Source organism: Ensifer sp. LC384, assembly GCF_001695865.1.
In the GTDB taxonomy this organism is placed as follows: Bacteria; Pseudomonadota; Alphaproteobacteria; order Rhizobiales; family Rhizobiaceae; genus Ensifer.
This window is the reverse complement of record NZ_MBST01000003.1, coordinates 15,825-31,602: the sequence shown is the minus strand read 5'-3', so window position 1 is coordinate 31,602 and position 15,778 is coordinate 15,825. Positions and strand designations below refer to the sequence as shown.

General features: G+C 62.6%; 19 protein-coding genes. 10 read left to right on the top strand and 9 right to left on the bottom strand.

Annotated features, from left to right (window positions below; all coding sequences use genetic code 11):
* Positions 1-3 precede the first annotated feature (3 nt).
* The 3 genes from BC363_RS04395 to BC363_RS04385 are packed head-to-tail and all read left to right on the top strand — an operon-like array spanning position 4 to position 2,799.
* A complete protein-coding gene (locus BC363_RS04395; protein ID WP_065785675.1) occupies positions 4-1,065 on the top strand; it encodes an ABC transporter ATP-binding protein in 1,062 nt (353 codons plus the stop codon).
* A gap of 7 nt (positions 1,066-1,072) precedes the next feature.
* Positions 1,073-1,822: an SUMF1/EgtB/PvdO family nonheme iron enzyme gene (locus BC363_RS04390; protein WP_065785674.1), complete on the top strand. Its 750-nt coding sequence runs from the start codon at positions 1,073-1,075 to the stop codon at positions 1,820-1,822.
* Positions 1,801-2,799: a ScyD/ScyE family protein gene (locus BC363_RS04385; RefSeq protein ID WP_065785673.1), complete on the top strand. Its 999-nt coding sequence runs from the start codon at positions 1,801-1,803 to the stop codon at positions 2,797-2,799. The genes BC363_RS04390 and BC363_RS04385 overlap by 22 nt, the downstream gene beginning before the upstream one ends.
* 131 nt (positions 2,800-2,930) lie before the next feature.
* Here the strand turns inward: BC363_RS04385 and BC363_RS04380 are convergent, their stop codons facing one another.
* Together BC363_RS04380 and BC363_RS04375 are read right to left on the bottom strand one after the other, a co-directional pair.
* On the bottom strand, positions 2,931-4,166 hold the full coding sequence (locus tag BC363_RS04380) for a sugar MFS transporter (RefSeq protein WP_202618540.1): 1,236 nt from the start codon (positions 4,164-4,166) through the stop codon (positions 2,931-2,933).
* Positions 4,167-4,577: 411 nt separating this feature from the next.
* On the bottom strand, positions 4,578-5,465 hold the full coding sequence (locus BC363_RS04375; protein ID WP_065785671.1) for a helix-turn-helix domain-containing protein: 888 nt from the start codon (positions 5,463-5,465) through the stop codon (positions 4,578-4,580).
* A gap of 114 nt (positions 5,466-5,579) precedes the next feature.
* Between BC363_RS04375 and pobA the strand changes: the two genes are divergently transcribed.
* The gene (gene pobA / locus BC363_RS04370; RefSeq protein ID WP_065785670.1) at positions 5,580-6,752 is read left to right on the top strand and encodes a 4-hydroxybenzoate 3-monooxygenase; all 1,173 of its coding nucleotides are present in this window, start codon (positions 5,580-5,582) and stop codon (positions 6,750-6,752) included.
* Here pobA and BC363_RS04365 read toward each other — a convergent pair.
* Together BC363_RS04365 and pcaQ are read right to left on the bottom strand one after the other, a co-directional pair.
* Positions 6,731-7,285, bottom strand: coding sequence for a GNAT family protein (locus BC363_RS04365; protein ID WP_083223649.1), 555 nt, complete (start codon positions 7,283-7,285; stop codon positions 6,731-6,733). The two genes, pobA and BC363_RS04365, sit on opposite strands and share 22 nt — an antisense overlap.
* 87 nt (positions 7,286-7,372) lie before the next feature.
* The gene (gene pcaQ, locus BC363_RS04360; protein ID WP_065785842.1) at positions 7,373-8,299 is read right to left on the bottom strand and encodes a pca operon transcription factor PcaQ; all 927 of its coding nucleotides are present in this window, start codon (positions 8,297-8,299) and stop codon (positions 7,373-7,375) included.
* A 93-nt stretch (positions 8,300-8,392) separates the two neighbouring features.
* Between pcaQ and pcaD the strand changes: the two genes are divergently transcribed.
* The 5 genes from pcaD (at position 8,393) to BC363_RS04335 (ending at position 12,150) form a co-directional block, all read left to right on the top strand.
* Positions 8,393-9,205: a 3-oxoadipate enol-lactonase gene (pcaD, locus tag BC363_RS04355; protein WP_065785669.1), complete on the top strand. Its 813-nt coding sequence runs from the start codon at positions 8,393-8,395 to the stop codon at positions 9,203-9,205.
* Positions 9,198-9,602 (top strand): 4-carboxymuconolactone decarboxylase, encoded by a 405-nt coding sequence (gene pcaC / locus BC363_RS04350; protein WP_053250145.1) that lies wholly within the window; start codon positions 9,198-9,200, stop codon positions 9,600-9,602. Before pcaD ends, pcaC begins: the two co-directional genes overlap by 8 nt.
* 12 nt (positions 9,603-9,614) lie before the next feature.
* Entirely contained in the window at positions 9,615-10,364 is a 750-nt protein-coding gene (pcaH, locus tag BC363_RS04345) for a protocatechuate 3,4-dioxygenase subunit beta (RefSeq protein WP_065785668.1), read from the top strand.
* Positions 10,364-10,978, top strand: a complete 615-nt coding sequence (gene pcaG, locus BC363_RS04340; protein WP_065785667.1) for a protocatechuate 3,4-dioxygenase subunit alpha — start codon at positions 10,364-10,366, stop codon at positions 10,976-10,978. The genes pcaH and pcaG overlap by 1 nt, the downstream gene beginning before the upstream one ends.
* A gap of 116 nt (positions 10,979-11,094) precedes the next feature.
* A complete protein-coding gene (locus BC363_RS04335) occupies positions 11,095-12,150 on the top strand; it encodes a 3-carboxy-cis,cis-muconate cycloisomerase (RefSeq protein ID WP_065785666.1) in 1,056 nt (351 codons plus the stop codon).
* A 122-nt stretch (positions 12,151-12,272) separates the two neighbouring features.
* Here BC363_RS04335 and BC363_RS04330 read toward each other — a convergent pair whose 3' ends face one another.
* From BC363_RS04330 to BC363_RS04320, 3 genes are read right to left on the bottom strand one after another with little or no spacing between them, the layout of a single operon-like run.
* Entirely contained in the window at positions 12,273-12,602 is a 330-nt protein-coding gene (locus tag BC363_RS04330; protein WP_065785665.1) for a tetratricopeptide repeat protein, read from the bottom strand.
* A 33-nt stretch (positions 12,603-12,635) separates the two neighbouring features.
* Positions 12,636-13,226 carry a flavin reductase family protein gene (locus BC363_RS04325; protein ID WP_065785664.1) on the bottom strand — a complete coding sequence of 197 codons (591 nt, stop codon included), beginning with the start codon at positions 13,224-13,226 and terminating at the stop codon, positions 12,636-12,638.
* A 60-nt stretch (positions 13,227-13,286) separates the two neighbouring features.
* A complete protein-coding gene (locus BC363_RS04320; protein ID WP_065785663.1) occupies positions 13,287-13,895 on the bottom strand; it encodes a superoxide dismutase in 609 nt (202 codons plus the stop codon).
* 105 nt (positions 13,896-14,000) lie between these two features.
* On the opposite strand from BC363_RS04320, the gene BC363_RS04315 reads away from it, so the two are divergent.
* Positions 14,001-14,687: a metalloregulator ArsR/SmtB family transcription factor gene (locus BC363_RS04315; RefSeq protein WP_083223648.1), complete on the top strand. Its 687-nt coding sequence runs from the start codon at positions 14,001-14,003 to the stop codon at positions 14,685-14,687.
* A 112-nt stretch (positions 14,688-14,799) separates the two neighbouring features.
* Here the strand turns inward: BC363_RS04315 and BC363_RS04310 are convergent, their stop codons facing one another.
* Positions 14,800-15,567 (bottom strand): SDR family NAD(P)-dependent oxidoreductase, encoded by a 768-nt coding sequence (locus tag BC363_RS04310; protein ID WP_065785662.1) that lies wholly within the window; start codon positions 15,565-15,567, stop codon positions 14,800-14,802.
* 1 nt (position 15,568) lies between these two features.
* A complete protein-coding gene (locus tag BC363_RS35035; protein WP_161952434.1) occupies positions 15,569-15,730 on the bottom strand; it encodes a hypothetical protein in 162 nt (53 codons plus the stop codon).
* Positions 15,731-15,778 lie beyond the last annotated feature (48 nt).

The window sequence follows — 15,778 nt, the reverse complement described above, 5'->3', positions numbered from 1 at the left end:
CCTATGGCGTCCGTCACGTTCATCAACGTCTCTAAGAAGTTCGGCGAGTTCGTCGCCGTGAGCAATTTCAACCTCGAGATCAAAGACAAGGAGTTTCTCGTTCTGCTCGGACCCTCCGGTTGCGGCAAGACGACGACAATGCGCATGGTCGCGGGTCTCGAGGAGGCCACGTCCGGCGATATCTACATCGAGGCCGACCGCATCAACGGTGTCCTGCCCAAGTACCGCGACGTCGCGATGGTCTTCCAGTCCTATGCCTTGTATCCGCACCTCACTGTCGAGGACAATATCGGCTACCCGCTGAAGATCCGCAAAGTGCCCCCGGCCGAATACAAGCGTCGAATAGCCGAGGTCGCGCGGCGCGTGGAACTCGACTCGATGTTGTCGCGTCTGCCGAAGGAGCTCTCCGGTGGCCAGCGCCAGCGCGTCGCACTCGCCCGCGCCATCGTCCGCACGCCACGTGTCTTTCTGATGGACGAGCCGCTTTCCAATCTCGATGCCAAGCTTCGCACCCAAATGCGCGCGGAGCTGAAACACCTACAGCATGAGCTGCAGGTTACGACGATCTATGTCACCCACGACCAGATAGAGGCGATGACACTCGCTCACCGCGTGGCCGTGATGAACAAAGGCGTGATCGAGCAGCTCGGAACGCCGAAGGAAATCTACAACGATCCGCGCACCCTCTTCGTTGCCGGGTTTATCGGCTCGCCGCCAATGAATCTGATTCCGGGGGAAGTGAAAAACGGTGTGTTCGTTAGGGCCGGCCTCAGGGTGGCGGGTCTCGGCCGGGCAGACATCTCGCGCGCCGTCCTCGGTGTCCGCCCAGAGGATGTCCATGCGGCCGGAGCCGAGGATGCCGACATCAATCTGGTCGCGCCGATCTATTCGGTGGAGCTCACCGGCGAGAACACGCTTGTCAGCCTGCAATTGGGCGGCCAGCTGATGACCTTGCGCGCCGACAAGAACTTCGCAGGCCAGATCGATCAGCGGATCGGCGCGAAGGTCGCGACAGACCGCGTGTTTCTGTTCGACGGAGAGACTCAATACCGTGTCGACTTCTGACATCTGGATGGTGATCGTGATCACCGTGACATTCCGCGCGGCCGCGGCCGATGCCGGCGGCCCCATCGACGGCAATCCGCTGATCGAAATTCCTGCCGGCGCGTTCGTCTTCGGTCGCGACGACGGCCCCGAAAACGAACGCCCGCGCCGCGTGCTGGAGGGTCGGGCGTTTGCGATCAACCGTACCGAGATCACGAACCGGCAATACGGACGCTTCGTCGGTGAGACCGGTCACCGCCCGGCCTTCTACGCAAATCACCCGGTTCTGGGATCGGACAACCGGCCGGTCGTCGGGGTGAACTGGGGGGACGCCGATGCTTTTTGCCGTCACTACGGGTTGGCGCTGCCGTCGGAGCAACAATACGAGAGAGCGGCACGCGGAACGGCGGGCAGCGCATTTCCGTGGGGCTCGGCCCCTAGGGACTTGGTGCGGGCAAATTCCGGCGCAGATATCTGCTGCTCCGGCGACGCACGCGACGGTTATCCGATGACCGCGCCAGCGGAGTCCTTCGCTGATGGCGCAAGCCGAGAGGGTGTCCTCAATCTCGTCGGCAATGTCTGGGAGTGGACCAGCGATATTTACGCGCCCTACGAAGGTTGGCCCGCCGCGAAAGGCGCGGGACTATACCGGGTGCTTCGCGGTGGCTCCTGGAACAGCGATGCACGCCACCTTACGACGACCTATCGCCTCGCCTATAATCCGGAATTCCGTTTCTCGGCCAATGGTGGCTTCCGATGCGCCCGCTCCGCGACTTGATATTCGCTGCTGGTCTTCTGCTCCTGGCAGCCGGCGCCGGCGCCGAGCCGGCAGTGGCGCCCGGCTACCGGCTAGAAACCGCCCGCATGCCGGGCGCCGCGTTCGCCGGCATGTCGCGCGACGGCGAGGCCCTGCTCGTCACCGATCTCGCCAGCGGTCGGCTTTACCGCCGCGGCGCCGAGGGTAAGCTCGTCGCGTTCGGTCCGGTCTTTTCGCATGGCCTCGACGTGATCGGCGACCCGACCGGTCCCTACCGTGTCGCGCGCGCCGGCGACGTCCTCGTCGTCGCCCAAGGGTGGACGCCTGCCAACTCCGACGCAGGCCCCTATGACCACGCCCTCATAGCGATCGATGGCGCTGGCGCGGTCCGCGTCATCAGCAGCGATTTCTGGAACCCGTTCGACTTCATCGTGGCGGGCGGCACCTACTACGTGATCGATGCCGCGCGAAACAGTGTCGAACGGGTGCAACCGGACGGTAAGAAGAACACGATCATGACGTTCCGCCGCATGGACGAGGCGGCGACGGCGCTGCAGGATCTTTCACCAACGGAGTTCGCGAAAGGGAACAGCTATGAGGTCGATGCGGTGCCGACCGGAATCGCGCTGCGTGACGGGCGCCTCTATGTCGCGCTGTTCGGCGGCTTTCCCTTTCTTGCCGGTGCCGGAAAGATTGTCTCGATCCCCGAGGCCGGCGGCGCGTCAAGGCCGCGGCTCGACGTTGAAGGGTTGAATGCGCCCGTGGCTGTCGCCTTCGACAGCGATGGGGAGATGCTTGTTCTCGAACACGGCGTCTACGATCAAGGGGAAGGCTTCCGGAAGGGCAGCGGTCGATTGCTCAGGCTCGACACACGGACGGGCCGGCGAAAGATCATTCTCGACGCCCTGACCCGACCGGTGTCCGTCCTTGTCTGGGACGAGCGACGGCTCGTCGTTTCCGATCTGGGCGGCAACCTCCATTTTCTGACACGTGAATAGGCGCACTGACCACCAGAAAATGCTCATCGGCCGATGCGGCCGCACCACAGACGGGCGGGCACCGAGCATTGAAGAGATGGTGGCAAAGACGTGTCGCCGTCAGTGCGGCGACACGTCTTTGCCCGTTCAAGTCAGGTGGGCCTGTGTCCCCTCAGTCCGTAGAAGGCGATATAGGCATAACAAGCTACGGGCATCAGGAAGGCGAGGTGAATGCCGATCGTGTCGGCAAGGGCGCCTTGCAACAGCGGGAGCAGTGCGCCGCCGACGATCGCCAGGCACAGGATTCCGGAGCCTTGGCTGGTGTATTTTCCAAGTCCGTAAAGCGCGAGGCTGAAGATCGTCGGAAACATGATCGAATTGAAAAGCCCGATCGCCAGCACCGACCACATTGCAGTGTCGCCATTTGAAAAGACCGTCAGCAACAGCAGGGCAATGGCCGCGGCCGCGTTGAGGGCGAGCGCTTTGCCGTCGTTGACATAACGCATGGCGACCGCGCCGATAAAGCGACCGACCATGGCGCCGCCCCAGAAATAGGAAACGTAATGCGCGGCCTCGGCCTCGGAAAGACCGGCGATGTCAGGCTGGCTGAGGAAGTTGACGAGGAAGCTGCCGATACTCACTTCGGCGCCCACATAGAGGAAGATGCCCACTGCGCCGAGCACCAGGTGACGATAGTGCCAAGCCGATTTGCCATCGGTGATGGGCTCGATCTCGTCCTGAACGTCGACGCTTGGCAGCTTCAAGGCTGCGAAAAGGGCTGCAAGCAGCAAAAAGGCGGCGGCCAGCAGCATGTAGGGCGCTTTGACGGCATTTGCTTCCGCCAACCGCATCACCCCGAGTTGCGCGGGCGCGACATCCGTCGTGGCAACGGTCGCGGCCGACAGGATCAGCAGTGCGCCGAACATCGGTGCGAGTGTCGTGCCGAGCGCGTTGAATGCCTGGGTCAAGGTCAGACGGCTTGCGGCGGTATCCGGTGGGCCAAGGACGGTCACGTAAGGGTTGGCCGCGACCTGCAGCAAGGTGATGCCGGATGCGAGCACGAACAAGGCGCCGAGGAAGAGCGCATAGAGCTGATAGCTCGCGGCTGGAACGAAAAGCGCGCAGCCGATCGCCGCAATCACCAGGCCAAGGACGATGCCCCATTTATAGGAGATGCGTTTGACCAGCGCGCCAGCAGGCAAGGACACGATGAAGTAGGCGCCGAAGAAGCAGAACTGAACCAGCATCGACTGTGTGTAGTTCAGTGCAAAGACATTCTTCAGGTGCGGTATGAGAATGTCGTTCAGACACGTGATGAAGCCCCACATGAAAAAGAGGGACGTAAGGGCGAAGAGGGCGAATTTGTAACCGGTTGCGCCGGATTCCATGGGCGGAGCCGCGCCCGCGGCTTGAGCGCCGGTGGTGATGATACCTGCCACTGTGATAACCTTCTGTTGTTGTTGACGCCGGGGACGTTGCTTGGGAACCGTCGAAGGACGAGCCGGCGGCAGCCCGGGAGACGCTTGGGAGGCATGAAGACCCCTGGGGCTGCGGGGCGCTATATACAGCGAGATATCGATTTTGGTAGCGTTTAAGCGATTTCTACTGCGTATTATGATCGATTTTTGAACGGGCGACACAAGTGCCGAACGGATATTAAGCCGGTGCTGCCGCCGCGTTCTATCGCGGTTCTCTGCATCGGCGAGATCATGCCAGTGCTCCGTGCCACCAGTGACACAAGTCTTGCGCGACCGCCTCATTTGACGGTGGCCGGGATGGTCGCACCATTTGGTCAGCGCTCAGGCTCCCAGTTTCTCCCGTTCTGCAAGCCGCCACGCCCTGGGCGTCATTCCGGTCTGGCGCAGGAAGAAGCGCGAGAAATAGGCGGGATCGGCAAAGCCGAGCCGGAAACTGATCTCCTGCACGCTGCCACGGGTGAAGACGAGCTCGCGCCGCGCTTCGTCGGTCAGCTTGCGCGCGATGATCTCGTGGGCGCTTTGGCCGGTGACGCTGCGGGCGATACGATTGAGATGCGTCGGTGAGAGGCCGAGTTCGCGTGCATAAAACGCGGCCGGCTTGTGCGAGCGATGGTGTTGCTGGACGAGGCCCAGGAAATGTTCGACGCGTCGCTCGTTCTCCGTGTCGGCGGCATCATCCTCGACGGGGTACGCTTCATCGAGGCGGGCGCCCAGCGTCAACGCCGACGTCAGATAGGCATCGAGCAGGTCTGTGCGGTGGCTCCGGTTGGCTTCCCATTCCGCACCCAGCCGGGCAAGGGTCGATGCCACATAGCGGCCGTCGTCATTGTCGTCGAGGCGGGTAAGACGTGGCGTCGCCATCCAGGCGCCGAGACGGCTGCGTTCGCCGGGCGATACCCTGAGATGCGAGGCGAGAACGGTGAACACGAACCCGTCGATATCGCGGGAGAAACGGAAACCATGGCTGGTCGATGGCGGCACGGTGATCATCACCGGTGGGCGAATAGCGTGCACCCTTTCGCCGAACACCGCATCTCCCGATCCGCCGGCAATGTACAAGATCTGAAAGAAGCTCTCGTGCCGATGCAGCCCGATCTCCCAATGATGCAGGCTGCTGCGCGACGGGATCGTTTCGCAATGCAGCCAGAAATCGGGCCGTTCTCGCAACTCTTCACCGTAAAGCTCGTAGGTCGGGACCGCTCTTTTCATCACGTGCATCCATTGGCGCTGTTCGATTAGTGCAATTTCTTGACCAAAATGTCCATTGAGCCGGATGGCTTGCCCGCGCAGAGTTTTGTCATAAGCCAGTTTCGGGAGGAAAGCATGCGCACACAGGTTGTCATCATCGGTTCGGGCCCATCGGGCCTTCTCCTCGGGCAATTGCTAACCGGTGCCGGTATCGACAACGTCATCCTCGATCGCGTCAGCAAGGATTACATTCTCGGCCGCGTGCGGGCTGGCGTGCTCGAGGAGGGAACCGTCGGCCTGATGGACCGGGCGAAGGCCGGCGCCCGCATGCATGCCGAAGGCCTGCCGCATGACGGCTTTTCGTTGGCCTTCGATGGTCGGGATCATCGTATCGACCTTTACGGCCTGACCGGCGGCAAGCGCGTGATGGTCTACGGCCAGACGGAATTGACGCGCGACCTGATGGAGCAGCGGGCGCTGACCGGCGCGCCATCGATCTACGCGGCGGCAAATGTCGCACCGCATGATTTCGATGGGCAAAACCCCTATGTGACCTATGAACGGGACGGCATAAACCAGCGTATCGATTGCGATTTCATTGCCGGCTGCGACGGATTTCACGGGATAAGCCGAAAGTCCGTTCCTGAAAAGGCGATCCGCACCTTCGAAAAGGTCTACCCCTTCGGTTGGCTCGGCATTCTTGCCGATGTCGCGCCGGTCAGCCACGAACTGATCTATGCCAATCATCCGCGCGGGTTTGCGCTTTGCTCGATGCGTTCGCAGACCCGCAGCCGATATTACCTGCAGTGTGCGCTCAACGAAAAGATCGAGGACTGGACCGATCAGCGCTTCTGGGACGAACTCAGGCGGCGGCTGCCGGCCCACCACGCCGAGGCGCTCGTAACCGGGGCGTCGTTCGAAAAATCGATCGCACCGCTTCGCTCCTTCGTTGCCGAGCCGATGCGTTTCGGGCGGCTGTTCCTGGTCGGAGACGCCGCCCATATCGTGCCGCCCACCGGCGCCAAAGGCTTGAACCTTGCGGCAAGTGACGTGCACTACCTCTTCGAAGGGCTGCTGGAACACTATCAGGACCGTTCGAATGCCGGTGTCGACGCCTATTCCGCGCATGCGCTGGCGAGGGTGTGGAAGGCGGTGCGTTTTTCCTGGTGGATGACAACCATGCTTCACCGCTTCCCTGATACCGGCGATTTCGACCAGAAGATCCAGGAGGCCGAACTCGATTATCTCACCCATTCGCGCGCCGCCGCGACGGCGCTTGCCGAAAACTACGTCGGGCTGCCGTTCTGAGGCAGGCTCTTCGCGGAGAGATCGCTGCGCAGCATGCCGTAGATGGCGGTGTCCCACCTGACATCGCCAACTCTCGCTGAAGACCGCCGCACACCTTCCTCGATAAAGCCGAGTTTGAGATAGGTGCGGATCGCCGCCGTGTTGAACGTATAGACGTTGAGTTCCAGCCGCTCGAAGATCGGGTTCGCGAAGAAACGCTCTATGATGCACTGGAGAAAAGGGTGGGCGAGGCCCAGTCCGCGAAGCCGTGGGTTGATCGCCACGCGGCCGAGACGGCCGACGCCATTTTCCCAGTCAAGTGCGATCTGGGCGTGACCGGCAAGATTGCCATCGACAATGCCGGCAAACATCCATCGCGCCGGCTCGTTCCCGGAGGTCGAAGCCTGCATCTCCTCGAGCTGCGTCGCGTCGAACGGAAAGCGAAGTCCCGGTCCACCCCATTGGGTCAGCGCTGCGGCGGTCGGGAACCAGTCCAGCATGTCGGCAATGTGGTGTTTGGCGAAGATTTCGAGCTGCACTGGAACGGTCCGCATGGTGTTTCAGCAAAATGATTGGGGCCGCAATCTCGGCTGACGAGGAGGTTTTGTAAAGGGCGGCGGGTGTCGACTGCCGGACCGCCGTCACGGTTTCGGGGCGATGTCCGATGCCGCCTCGCGGATGGTCTGCATCAGGATGGAAAGCGGCAGCGATGGAACGGCGTCGGCGCGCATCGTCAGGCCGACCGGGCCTCTGGTTTCGCTGGTGTCGATCGGCAGGACCGCAAGCGTGCCATCCTCGATATCGCTGGCGACGACACCCGCAGAAATGATCCAGATTGCATCGCTGGTGCGCACGAAGGCGCGGCCGAAGGCATCGGAAACCGTTTCGATCTGGTTGGGCAGGCCCGGTATGCCGTTGGCGATCAGAAAGTGTTCGACGAAGGGGCGGATGATGGAGGCGCGCGTCGGCATCAGCACCGGGTAGTCACCAAGATGGGCGAAGGCCGATTGCGCGTCCGAAAGCAACGGGTGCCCCGCACGCACGGCGAAGACCACCTGTTCGGAATAGAGATGCTCGAAAGAGAAGCCGGTCATCTTCTCCGGCGCCGCCAACCGGCCGACGACGAGGTCGAGGTCGCCGACCCGCAACTGTTCGAGAAGGACGGCATTCTCGCCGGTGACGATCTTGATGCGGGCGCCGGTGTCCTCCTCCAGGAAGAGCGACATCGCCCGCGGCATGATCCGCGTCGAGACCGTCGGCAATGCGCCGATCCGCACCGGCACGCCATCGCCGGAGCGCTCCTGCGAGACGGAATCGAGGCCCTGGCGAAGCGCGGTCAGCGCGGCACCGGCGTGGCGAAGAAAGACCTCGCCATAGCGGGTGATCTTGATGCCGCGCCCCTCGCGCTCGAAAACGGCAACGCCCAGAACCTCTTCCAGCTCGCGGATCGTCTTGGTGACGGCGGGTTGGCTGACATGCAGGAGTTCTGCCGCCTTCATGACGCTCTTCTGCCTCGCGACCTCGACAAAAGTCTGCAGATGACGAAACTTGACCCGGGCGTCGTTCATGGAATTCATAACTCTTGAGTTAATGGAATGCCGTGAAATATCATTTTACCTAACCAGATTAAACATACAATTTGGTTGCAGAGGAGAAGTGCCGTGCAGTTTGCCCGCATCAACGACATCACCATCCATTATCAGGTCATCGGCGCGACGGCCGAGCGGCCGGTGCTGGTCTTCGCCAATTCGCTCGGCACGGACTTTCGTATCTGGCGTGATGTCATCGTGCGTCTTGCCGGCGAATACGCCATCGTCCTCTACGATAAGCGCGGCCACGGTCTCTCCGATATCGGCCCTGTCCCTTACGCGATCGAAGACCATGCCAATGACCTTGCTGGCCTTCTCGACATGCTCTCGGTCAGCCAAGCGATCATCTGCGGTCTTTCGGTTGGCGGATTGATCGCCCAGTCGCTCTATCAACGGCGCCCGGATCTCGTGCGCGCCCTCGTTCTCTGCGATACCGCCCACAAGATCGGCACGCCGGAAATGTGGGCGACGCGCATTGCCGCCATCGAGGAGCACGGCATCGAGGCGATCGCCGACGGTGTGCTGGAGCGCTGGTTCACGCCGGCTTTTCGCAGGCCCGAGAACACCGCGCTTCCCGGCTACAGAAACATGCTGATCCGTCAGCCGGTCACCGGCTATGTCGCCACCTGCGGCGCGATCCGCGACGCCGATTATACCGAGGCGGCGGCCCGTATCGCGGTGCCCGTCCTTTGCGTCGTCGGCGACCAGGACGGTTCGACGCCGCCGGACGTGGTGCTTGCCACGGCGCGCCTCATCCCCGGCGCACGCTACGAAGTCATCCGCGATGCAGGGCACATCCCTTGCGTCGAAAACCCGGAAGCCCTGACCGCGGTGCTGCGCGCCTTCTTCGAAATTGCAATGCATGGAGACAAGAGCCATGAGTGATGCCTTCGCGCCCTCCGACCGCTATCGCCAAGGCATGGCGACGCGGCGGGCCGTCCTTGGCGACAACCATGTGGACCGCGCGCAATCGGCCTCGACCGATTTCGATCGGCCGTTCCAGGACCTGATCACCGAGGCCGCCTGGGGGCACGTCTGGTCACGGCCGACCTGGACGAAAAGGGAGCGATCGATCGTGACGATCGCGCTTCTGGCCGCACTCGGCCAGGACGAGGAGGTGGCCATGCATGTGCGCGCCACCGCCAATACCGGTGCCAGCCGCGACGACATCTGCGAGGCGCTGCTGCATGTGGCGATCTATGCCGGCGTTCCGGCCGCCAACCACGCGATCAAGATCGTCAAGCAGGTCTTTGCGGAAATGGACGCCGGCAAGGCGGCCTGACGGGAGTAACAGATGTCCGACAGAGCAAACAGGAAGTCCGAAACCGGCGCCTTCTTTCCCCGCGACAGAAACTGGCATGCGCCGGCGCTGACCCCAGGTTACAAAACCTCCGTGCTGCGCTCGCCGCAGAAGGCCCTGCTGTCGCTCGACGGCACGATCTCCGAAATCACCGGACCGGTGTTCGGACATTCGATGCTGGGCGAACTCGACAACGATCTCATCCACAACTTCGCCAAGCCGGGTGAAAGCGCGATCGGAGAGCGCATCATCGTTCACGGACGGGTGCTAGACGAGCGTGGACGGGCCGTTCCGGGCGCTTTGCTCGAATTCTGGCAGGCCAATGCCGGCGGCCGCTACCGCCACAAGAAGGAAAGCTATCTCGCAGCACTTGATCCGAATTTCGGCGGCTGCGGCCGCACGATCACCGACGACGATGGGTTCTATTCCTTCCGCACGATCAAGCCCGGCCCCTATCCCTGGCCGAACGGCGTCAACGACTGGCGTCCGGCCCACATCCACTTTTCGGTTTTCGGCCACGGCTTTGCGCAGCGGCTGATCACCCAGATGTATTTCGAGGGCGATCCGATGATCTGGAAGTGTCCGATCGTCAACACGATCGCCGATCGCCGCGCGATCGAGCAACTGATCGCGCCGCTCGATTGGGCAAACACCATCCCGATGGACGCGCGGGCCTACAAATTCGATATCGTGCTGCGCGGTCGCCGCTCGACGATGTTTGAGAACCGCATGGAGGGCAACTGATGGTCCAGGCGCTCGGCACTCTCAAGGAAACGGCGTCGCAGACCGCCGGTCCCTATGTGCATATCGGCCTCACGCCGAATTTCTGCGGCATCGACGGCGTCTACGATGCCGACCTCGGTACAAAGATGGTCAGTGAGCGGACGCTCGGCGAACGCATCACCGTCAGCGGCCGTGTGCTCGATGGTACCGGAACGCCGCTTAGGGATGCGCTGGTCGAAATCTGGCAGGCGGATGCCGCGGGTCTCTACAATTCCCCGTCGGAAATGCGTGGCGCGGCGGATCCGACGTTTTCCGGCTGGGGACGGTGCGCGACCGGTGCCGAAGACGGCCTTTTTCGTTTCGAAACGATCAAGCCGGGCCACGTTCCCTTCAAAGACGGCCGGCCGATGGCGCCGCACATCACATTCTGGATCGTTGCGCGCGGCATCAACATCGGCCTGCACACGCGGATGTATTTCCCCGACGAGGCGGAGGCGAATGCCGCCGATCCGCTGCTTTTGCGCGTCGAGCATCGCCATCGCGTTGCAACGCTTGTCGCAGCCGGCAGCGCCCCTAATTATATCTTCGACATTCACCTGCAGGGTGAGAAGGAAACGGTCTTCCTCGACATCTGAAACCGGAATGTCACGCAGAGACTGTTCCGTTGCATCCTGGTGCGTGGACGTCTCGAAGCAGAACGTGGCATTCCGTCTAAACGCGAACGGGCATCGCGACAACCATCGGGGGGACTATGACCTATTCCGCTTTCGATCATCCCTATCTCTCCGGCCTTCTGGGCGATGAGGCGGTGGCTGCCGAGTTTTCGACTGCTGCCGACATTCACGCGATGCTCTCCTTCGAGGCGGCGCTGGCGCGCGCTGAGGCGATCCACGGCGTCATCCCGAAAAGTGCCGCTGATCGCATCACCGAGGCCTGCCGCGGCTTTTCTCCCGATGTGGCCGCGCTCCGGCGGGCCATGGCCATCGACGGCGTCGTTGTTCCCGAACTGGTTCGCCAGTTGCGGGCAGTCGTCGGCGGCGAAGCTGCGGCGCACGTGCATTATGGCGCCACCAGCCAGGACGTCATCGATACGAGCCTGATGTTGCGCATGAAGGCTGTTGCCGAACTCTTCGCCACCCGTCTTGGCGATGTCGTGTCGGTGCTGGAGGAATGCGACGATCAATGGGGCGAGCGGATGTTGATGGGCCGCACGCGCATGCAGGCGGCGATACCGATCACGGTGTCCGATCGGTTGCGCACCTGGATCGAGCCGCTGCTCGATCACAAGGACCGGCTCGAGGCGATGGACCGTGACCTCTTCGCGATCCAGTTCGGCGGCGCCGCGGGCACGCTCGACAAGCTGAAGGATAAGGCGGACGATGTGCGCGCCACGCTTGCCGAGGAACTGGCGCTTGCCGATTTTCCGCAATGGCACAGCCAGCGTTCGGAAGTCGCCGATTTCGCCAACGCGCTGTCGCTTGTCACAGGCAGCCTCGGCAAGTTCGGGCAGGACATTGCGCTGATGGCGCAGCAGGGTGACGAAATCGAACTTGCGGGCGGCGGCGGATCGTCGGCGATGCCGCACAAGCAGAATCCGGTCGCTGCCGAGGTTCTGGTGGCGCTTGCGCGTTTCAATGCGACGCAGCTTTCCGGCGTCCACCAGGCGCTGGTGCACGAGCAGGAACGCTCCGGTGCCGCCTGGACGCTCGAATGGCTGATCATGCCGCAGATGGCAGGAGCAACCGCGGCGGCTCTGCGCCTCGCAGCTGAGCTTGCCGGCAACATCAGGCGGCTCGGCTCCGCCTGACGCTTAAAGCGCGTTGCGATCCCTCAGATTCGCATTCTGCGCTTTAAGCTATTGTTTTTTGCGCATGTCTTCCTCGCAAAACCGCTGCACACTTTTGCGCGACATGCTTTGAGTAGTTACGGCTACCCTTTGTTCGCAGCCACGCACTGCTTGTCCAGCCGCTTGAGGAAGACCGTGATTTCGCGCGCGACCTGCAGGTCGCCTTTGTTCTCGGCGACGGCGCGTCCCTCTGTCCAGATGCGCCGCGCTTCGTCGATACGATTGAGTTTCAGCATCGCGGCCCCGCTCAGTTTCCAGGCGGCCGAATAGGTGGGGTCATGTTCGATCGCGCGCCTGAGATGGACAAGTGCTGTCTCGGCATCCGCTTCCTGCAGACAGATGCTGCCGAGGGTAAAGCGCAGCAACGCATCGTCACGACCGTCGTCCAGAAGTTTTTCAAGCACCTGTCGCATGGCAGCTCCCGCATGGGTATCCGTTCGCACCGTTCAGATCGTCGGGCACGAGGCGCCCGATGGCAATGGATGCCCGCCTGATGTGGCGGCAAAGGGCGGCGATCTCTCAAGTGCCTGGTATTGCCGCTCGCTCCAGAGCAGCGGATCTGCATAGGCGGCGGTTTCGGTGGCGATGATCGTTCCGACACAGAGCCGGTGGTCGCCGACAAGGATAGAGGCGCTGAGCACGCAGTCGAGCCCGGCGGCAGCACCGAGAAGGCGCGGTCGGCCGGACGGCCACTCCGCCCATACGCCGACGAGATAGCGGCTGGCTGCCGCGACCCTGCCGGCGAATGCGTCAGCAACCAGTTCCTGTCCCTGAGCGAGCATCGCCAGCGAAAAACCACCATGTCTGGAAATGGTGCCCGCCAGCGCGCTGTCGGCCTTGATCGAAACGACGATCGATGGCGGGCTTGCGGAAAGCGAGAAGACGGCCGTCGCCGTTCGACCCAGGCATTCAGCGCCGCTGCCCGAACTGACGACGCAGACGGTCGACGCCAGTCGCGCCATCGTGTCGGCGAACTGCGGTCTGGGAACGGCGCGCTCGGCATGGGCGGTGATATCGACGGCGGCAAGCTTGGTCATGGGTGCAATCCGGCTGAGATATGGTCGGGGCGCCGCCGGTGCGGCGCCACGGCAGGCGTGTCAGGCAGACTTAAGCTCCGCCTCAGCGAACTCGTAGTTCGCCAGTCGGTCGAGGAAGTTGCTGACATAGTCGGGACGGCGATTGCGGTAGTCGATGTAGTAGCTGTGCTCCCAGACGTCGAGACCGAGCAGCGCCTTACCCTCGTTGGTGGCAACCGGGTTTGAGCCGTTGGCGGTCTTCGTCACCTTGAGCTTGCCGCCGGCGTCGAGCACGAGCCAGGCCCAGCCGGACCCGAACTGGCCGGTCGCCGCCGTCTTGAACGTGTCCTTGAAGGCGGCGACGCTGCCGAAGTCTTCTGTGATCTTCTTTTCAAGGCCGTCCGGAATGCGACCACCCTTGGGAGAGAGGTTGTTCCAGAACAGGATGTGGTTCCAGTGCTGCCCGGCATTGTTAAAGACGGGCGCCAGCTCGGCCTTGCCGTTGGCATGGCGAATGATGTCTTCGAGTGAAAGCCCGGCAAGGGCCGGATCCTTTTCGACAAAGCCGTTGAGTGCGGTGACGTAGGCCTGGTGATGCTTGCCGTGGTGGAATTCCAGCGTCTCGGCGCTCATGCCGCCTTCGGCCAAGGCGCCGATGGAAAAGGGAAGGGAGGGGAGTTCGAAAGGCATGGTTGAAATCCTTTTCAGCCGGATGGAACGCAGCGAATGTCTTGTGCGAAAACCATCAGACGTGTATTTAACAAGATAATTCTTTGTAAATCTCCGGGCGATAATATGTCAAGCGATCACTTGTTAAATCCGGATCAAAGCCAGGGCCGTTCGCCGGGCGAGCGGATACTGCTGGCGCTGAAGCTGCATGGACCGCAGACGTCGCCGGCGCTTGGCAAGCGCCTGTCGATAACCGGCGAGGCAGTGCGTCAGCAACTGGTGCGCCTTGCGGAGGACGGGTTTGTAAACTCCTGGTCGGAGGCACGCGGCGTCGGGCGTCCCTCGCAGTTCTGGGGACTGACCGCTTCGGGCCATGCCGAGTTTCCCGATACCCATGCGGAGCTGACAGTCCAACTGCTGCGCACCATCCGCCAGACGCTGGGGGATACGGCGGTCGATCGCATCATCGCCGCGCGCGAGGAGGAGACGCGAAACGGCTATCGTGCGGCGCTCGCTGGCGCCGGAAGCCTGCGGGACCGGGTGGAAAAGCTCGTTCGCTTGCGAACGGCCGAAGGGTATATGGCGGGATATGAGGAGGCCGGCGACGGCACCTTTCTCTTCGTCGAGAATCATTGTCCGATCTGCGCCGCCGCGGCCAGTTGCCAGGGCTTTTGCCGGGCGGAGATCAATATCTTCCGCGATATTTTGGGCCAGGACGTTGCGGTCGAGCGCACCGAACATATTCTCTCCGGTGCGCGCCGTTGTGCCTATGTCATTGTGCCAGCGACGCAAGGCAATCATCCAGGCGCCTGATTTCCCGGCTGGTTTGCCGGGAAATGCCGACGGTGCCGTGCGGACGCCGTAACGCTCGCAACTCGCGCACAGGCAAGGAATCGCGCAGGGGCGCGGCCGGCCACGTCAGATCTCAGCGCGCGCCCATTCGCAACGCGCCGTCAAGGCGGATGACTTCGCCGTTCAGCATCCGGTTCTCGCAGATATGCTGGACAAGGGCGGCAAACTCCTCGGGCTTGCCGAGACGTTGCGGGAAGGGAACGCTCTTGCCGAGCGTTTCCTGGACGTCCTGCGGCATGCCGGCCATCATCGGCGTTTCGAAGATGCCCGGTGCGATCGCCACGACACGGATCCCATGCCGTGCGAGTTCGCGGGCAATCGGCAGCGTCATGGCGACGACACCACCCTTCGAGGCGGAGTAGGCGGCCTGTCCGACCTGGCCGTCGAAGGCGGCGACGGAGGCCGTGTTGATGATAACGCCACGCTCGCCGTCTTCGCCGGGAGCCTCCATCTCCATCGCAGCAGCAGCCAGTCGGACCATGTTGAACGTGCCGACGAGATTTATTCCGATCGCGCGCGCAAAGCTCTCGAGCCGATGCGGGCCGTCGCGCCCAAGCACCTTTTCGCCCGGCGCGATGCCGGCGCAATTCACCAGCCCGTGGAGATGGCCGAACGTATCGACGGCTGCGGAGACTGCGGCGGCGCCGTCGGCCTCGCTGGTGACATCCGTCTTGACGAAAAGGGCGTTGCGTCCAAGCGCCTCGGCCATTGCCCGCCCGGCGTCTTCGTTGATATCTGCAAGGACGACGCGAGCGCCCTTGCCGTGCAACAGGCGGGCAACGCCGGCACCAAGGCCCGAGCCGCCCCCGGTGACAATGAAGACTTTCCCGTCGATCAGCATTTCAGAACTCCTCCAATACCAAACTCCGCCGCCGATCGGTGCTTGTCGCCAAAGTCACGGTGACGGGGTCCACTGCCATCGGGCGTGAGGTTAGCGTCTTTGAAACGCGGCGGAAATCGGCCGGAGCGATTTTTGATTTTGCGCTGCGGATAAAATCGCCCATCCGTCTTTCCCATCGTCGGGAAAGGCTGCGCCTCCGCCATGCGCAAGG

Coding starts and splice junctions, on each gene's coding strand:
- BC363_RS04380 (WP_202618540.1), bottom strand. CDS start 4,166: ATGGAATCCGGCGCAACCGGTTACAAATTCGCCCTCTTCGCCCTTACG.
- BC363_RS04310 (WP_065785662.1), bottom strand. CDS start 15,567: ATGCTGATCGACGGGAAAGTCTTCATTGTCACCGGGGGCGGCTCGGGC.
- pcaG (WP_065785667.1), top strand. CDS start 10,364: ATGGTCCAGGCGCTCGGCACTCTCAAGGAAACGGCGTCGCAGACCGCC.
- pcaQ (WP_065785842.1), bottom strand. CDS start 8,299: ATGAACGACGCCCGGGTCAAGTTTCGTCATCTGCAGACTTTTGTCGAG.
- BC363_RS04335 (WP_065785666.1), top strand. CDS start 11,095: ATGACCTATTCCGCTTTCGATCATCCCTATCTCTCCGGCCTTCTGGGC.
- BC363_RS04330 (WP_065785665.1), bottom strand. CDS start 12,602: ATGCGACAGGTGCTTGAAAAACTTCTGGACGACGGTCGTGACGATGCG.
- BC363_RS04395 (WP_065785675.1), top strand. CDS start 4: ATGGCGTCCGTCACGTTCATCAACGTCTCTAAGAAGTTCGGCGAGTTC.
- BC363_RS04375 (WP_065785671.1), bottom strand. CDS start 5,465: ATGAAAAGAGCGGTCCCGACCTACGAGCTTTACGGTGAAGAGTTGCGA.
- BC363_RS04325 (WP_065785664.1), bottom strand. CDS start 13,226: ATGACCAAGCTTGCCGCCGTCGATATCACCGCCCATGCCGAGCGCGCC.
- BC363_RS04315 (WP_083223648.1), top strand. CDS start 14,001: ATGTCAAGCGATCACTTGTTAAATCCGGATCAAAGCCAGGGCCGTTCG.
- BC363_RS04385 (WP_065785673.1), top strand. CDS start 1,801: ATGCGCCCGCTCCGCGACTTGATATTCGCTGCTGGTCTTCTGCTCCTG.
- BC363_RS04365 (WP_083223649.1), bottom strand. CDS start 7,285: ATGCGGACCGTTCCAGTGCAGCTCGAAATCTTCGCCAAACACCACATT.
- BC363_RS04320 (WP_065785663.1), bottom strand. CDS start 13,895: ATGCCTTTCGAACTCCCCTCCCTTCCCTTTTCCATCGGCGCCTTGGCC.
- BC363_RS04390 (WP_065785674.1), top strand. CDS start 1,073: ATGGTGATCGTGATCACCGTGACATTCCGCGCGGCCGCGGCCGATGCC.
- pobA (WP_065785670.1), top strand. CDS start 5,580: ATGCGCACACAGGTTGTCATCATCGGTTCGGGCCCATCGGGCCTTCTC.
- BC363_RS35035 (WP_161952434.1), bottom strand. CDS start 15,730: ATGGGCGATTTTATCCGCAGCGCAAAATCAAAAATCGCTCCGGCCGAT.
- pcaC (WP_053250145.1), top strand. CDS start 9,198: ATGAGTGATGCCTTCGCGCCCTCCGACCGCTATCGCCAAGGCATGGCG.
- pcaH (WP_065785668.1), top strand. CDS start 9,615: ATGTCCGACAGAGCAAACAGGAAGTCCGAAACCGGCGCCTTCTTTCCC.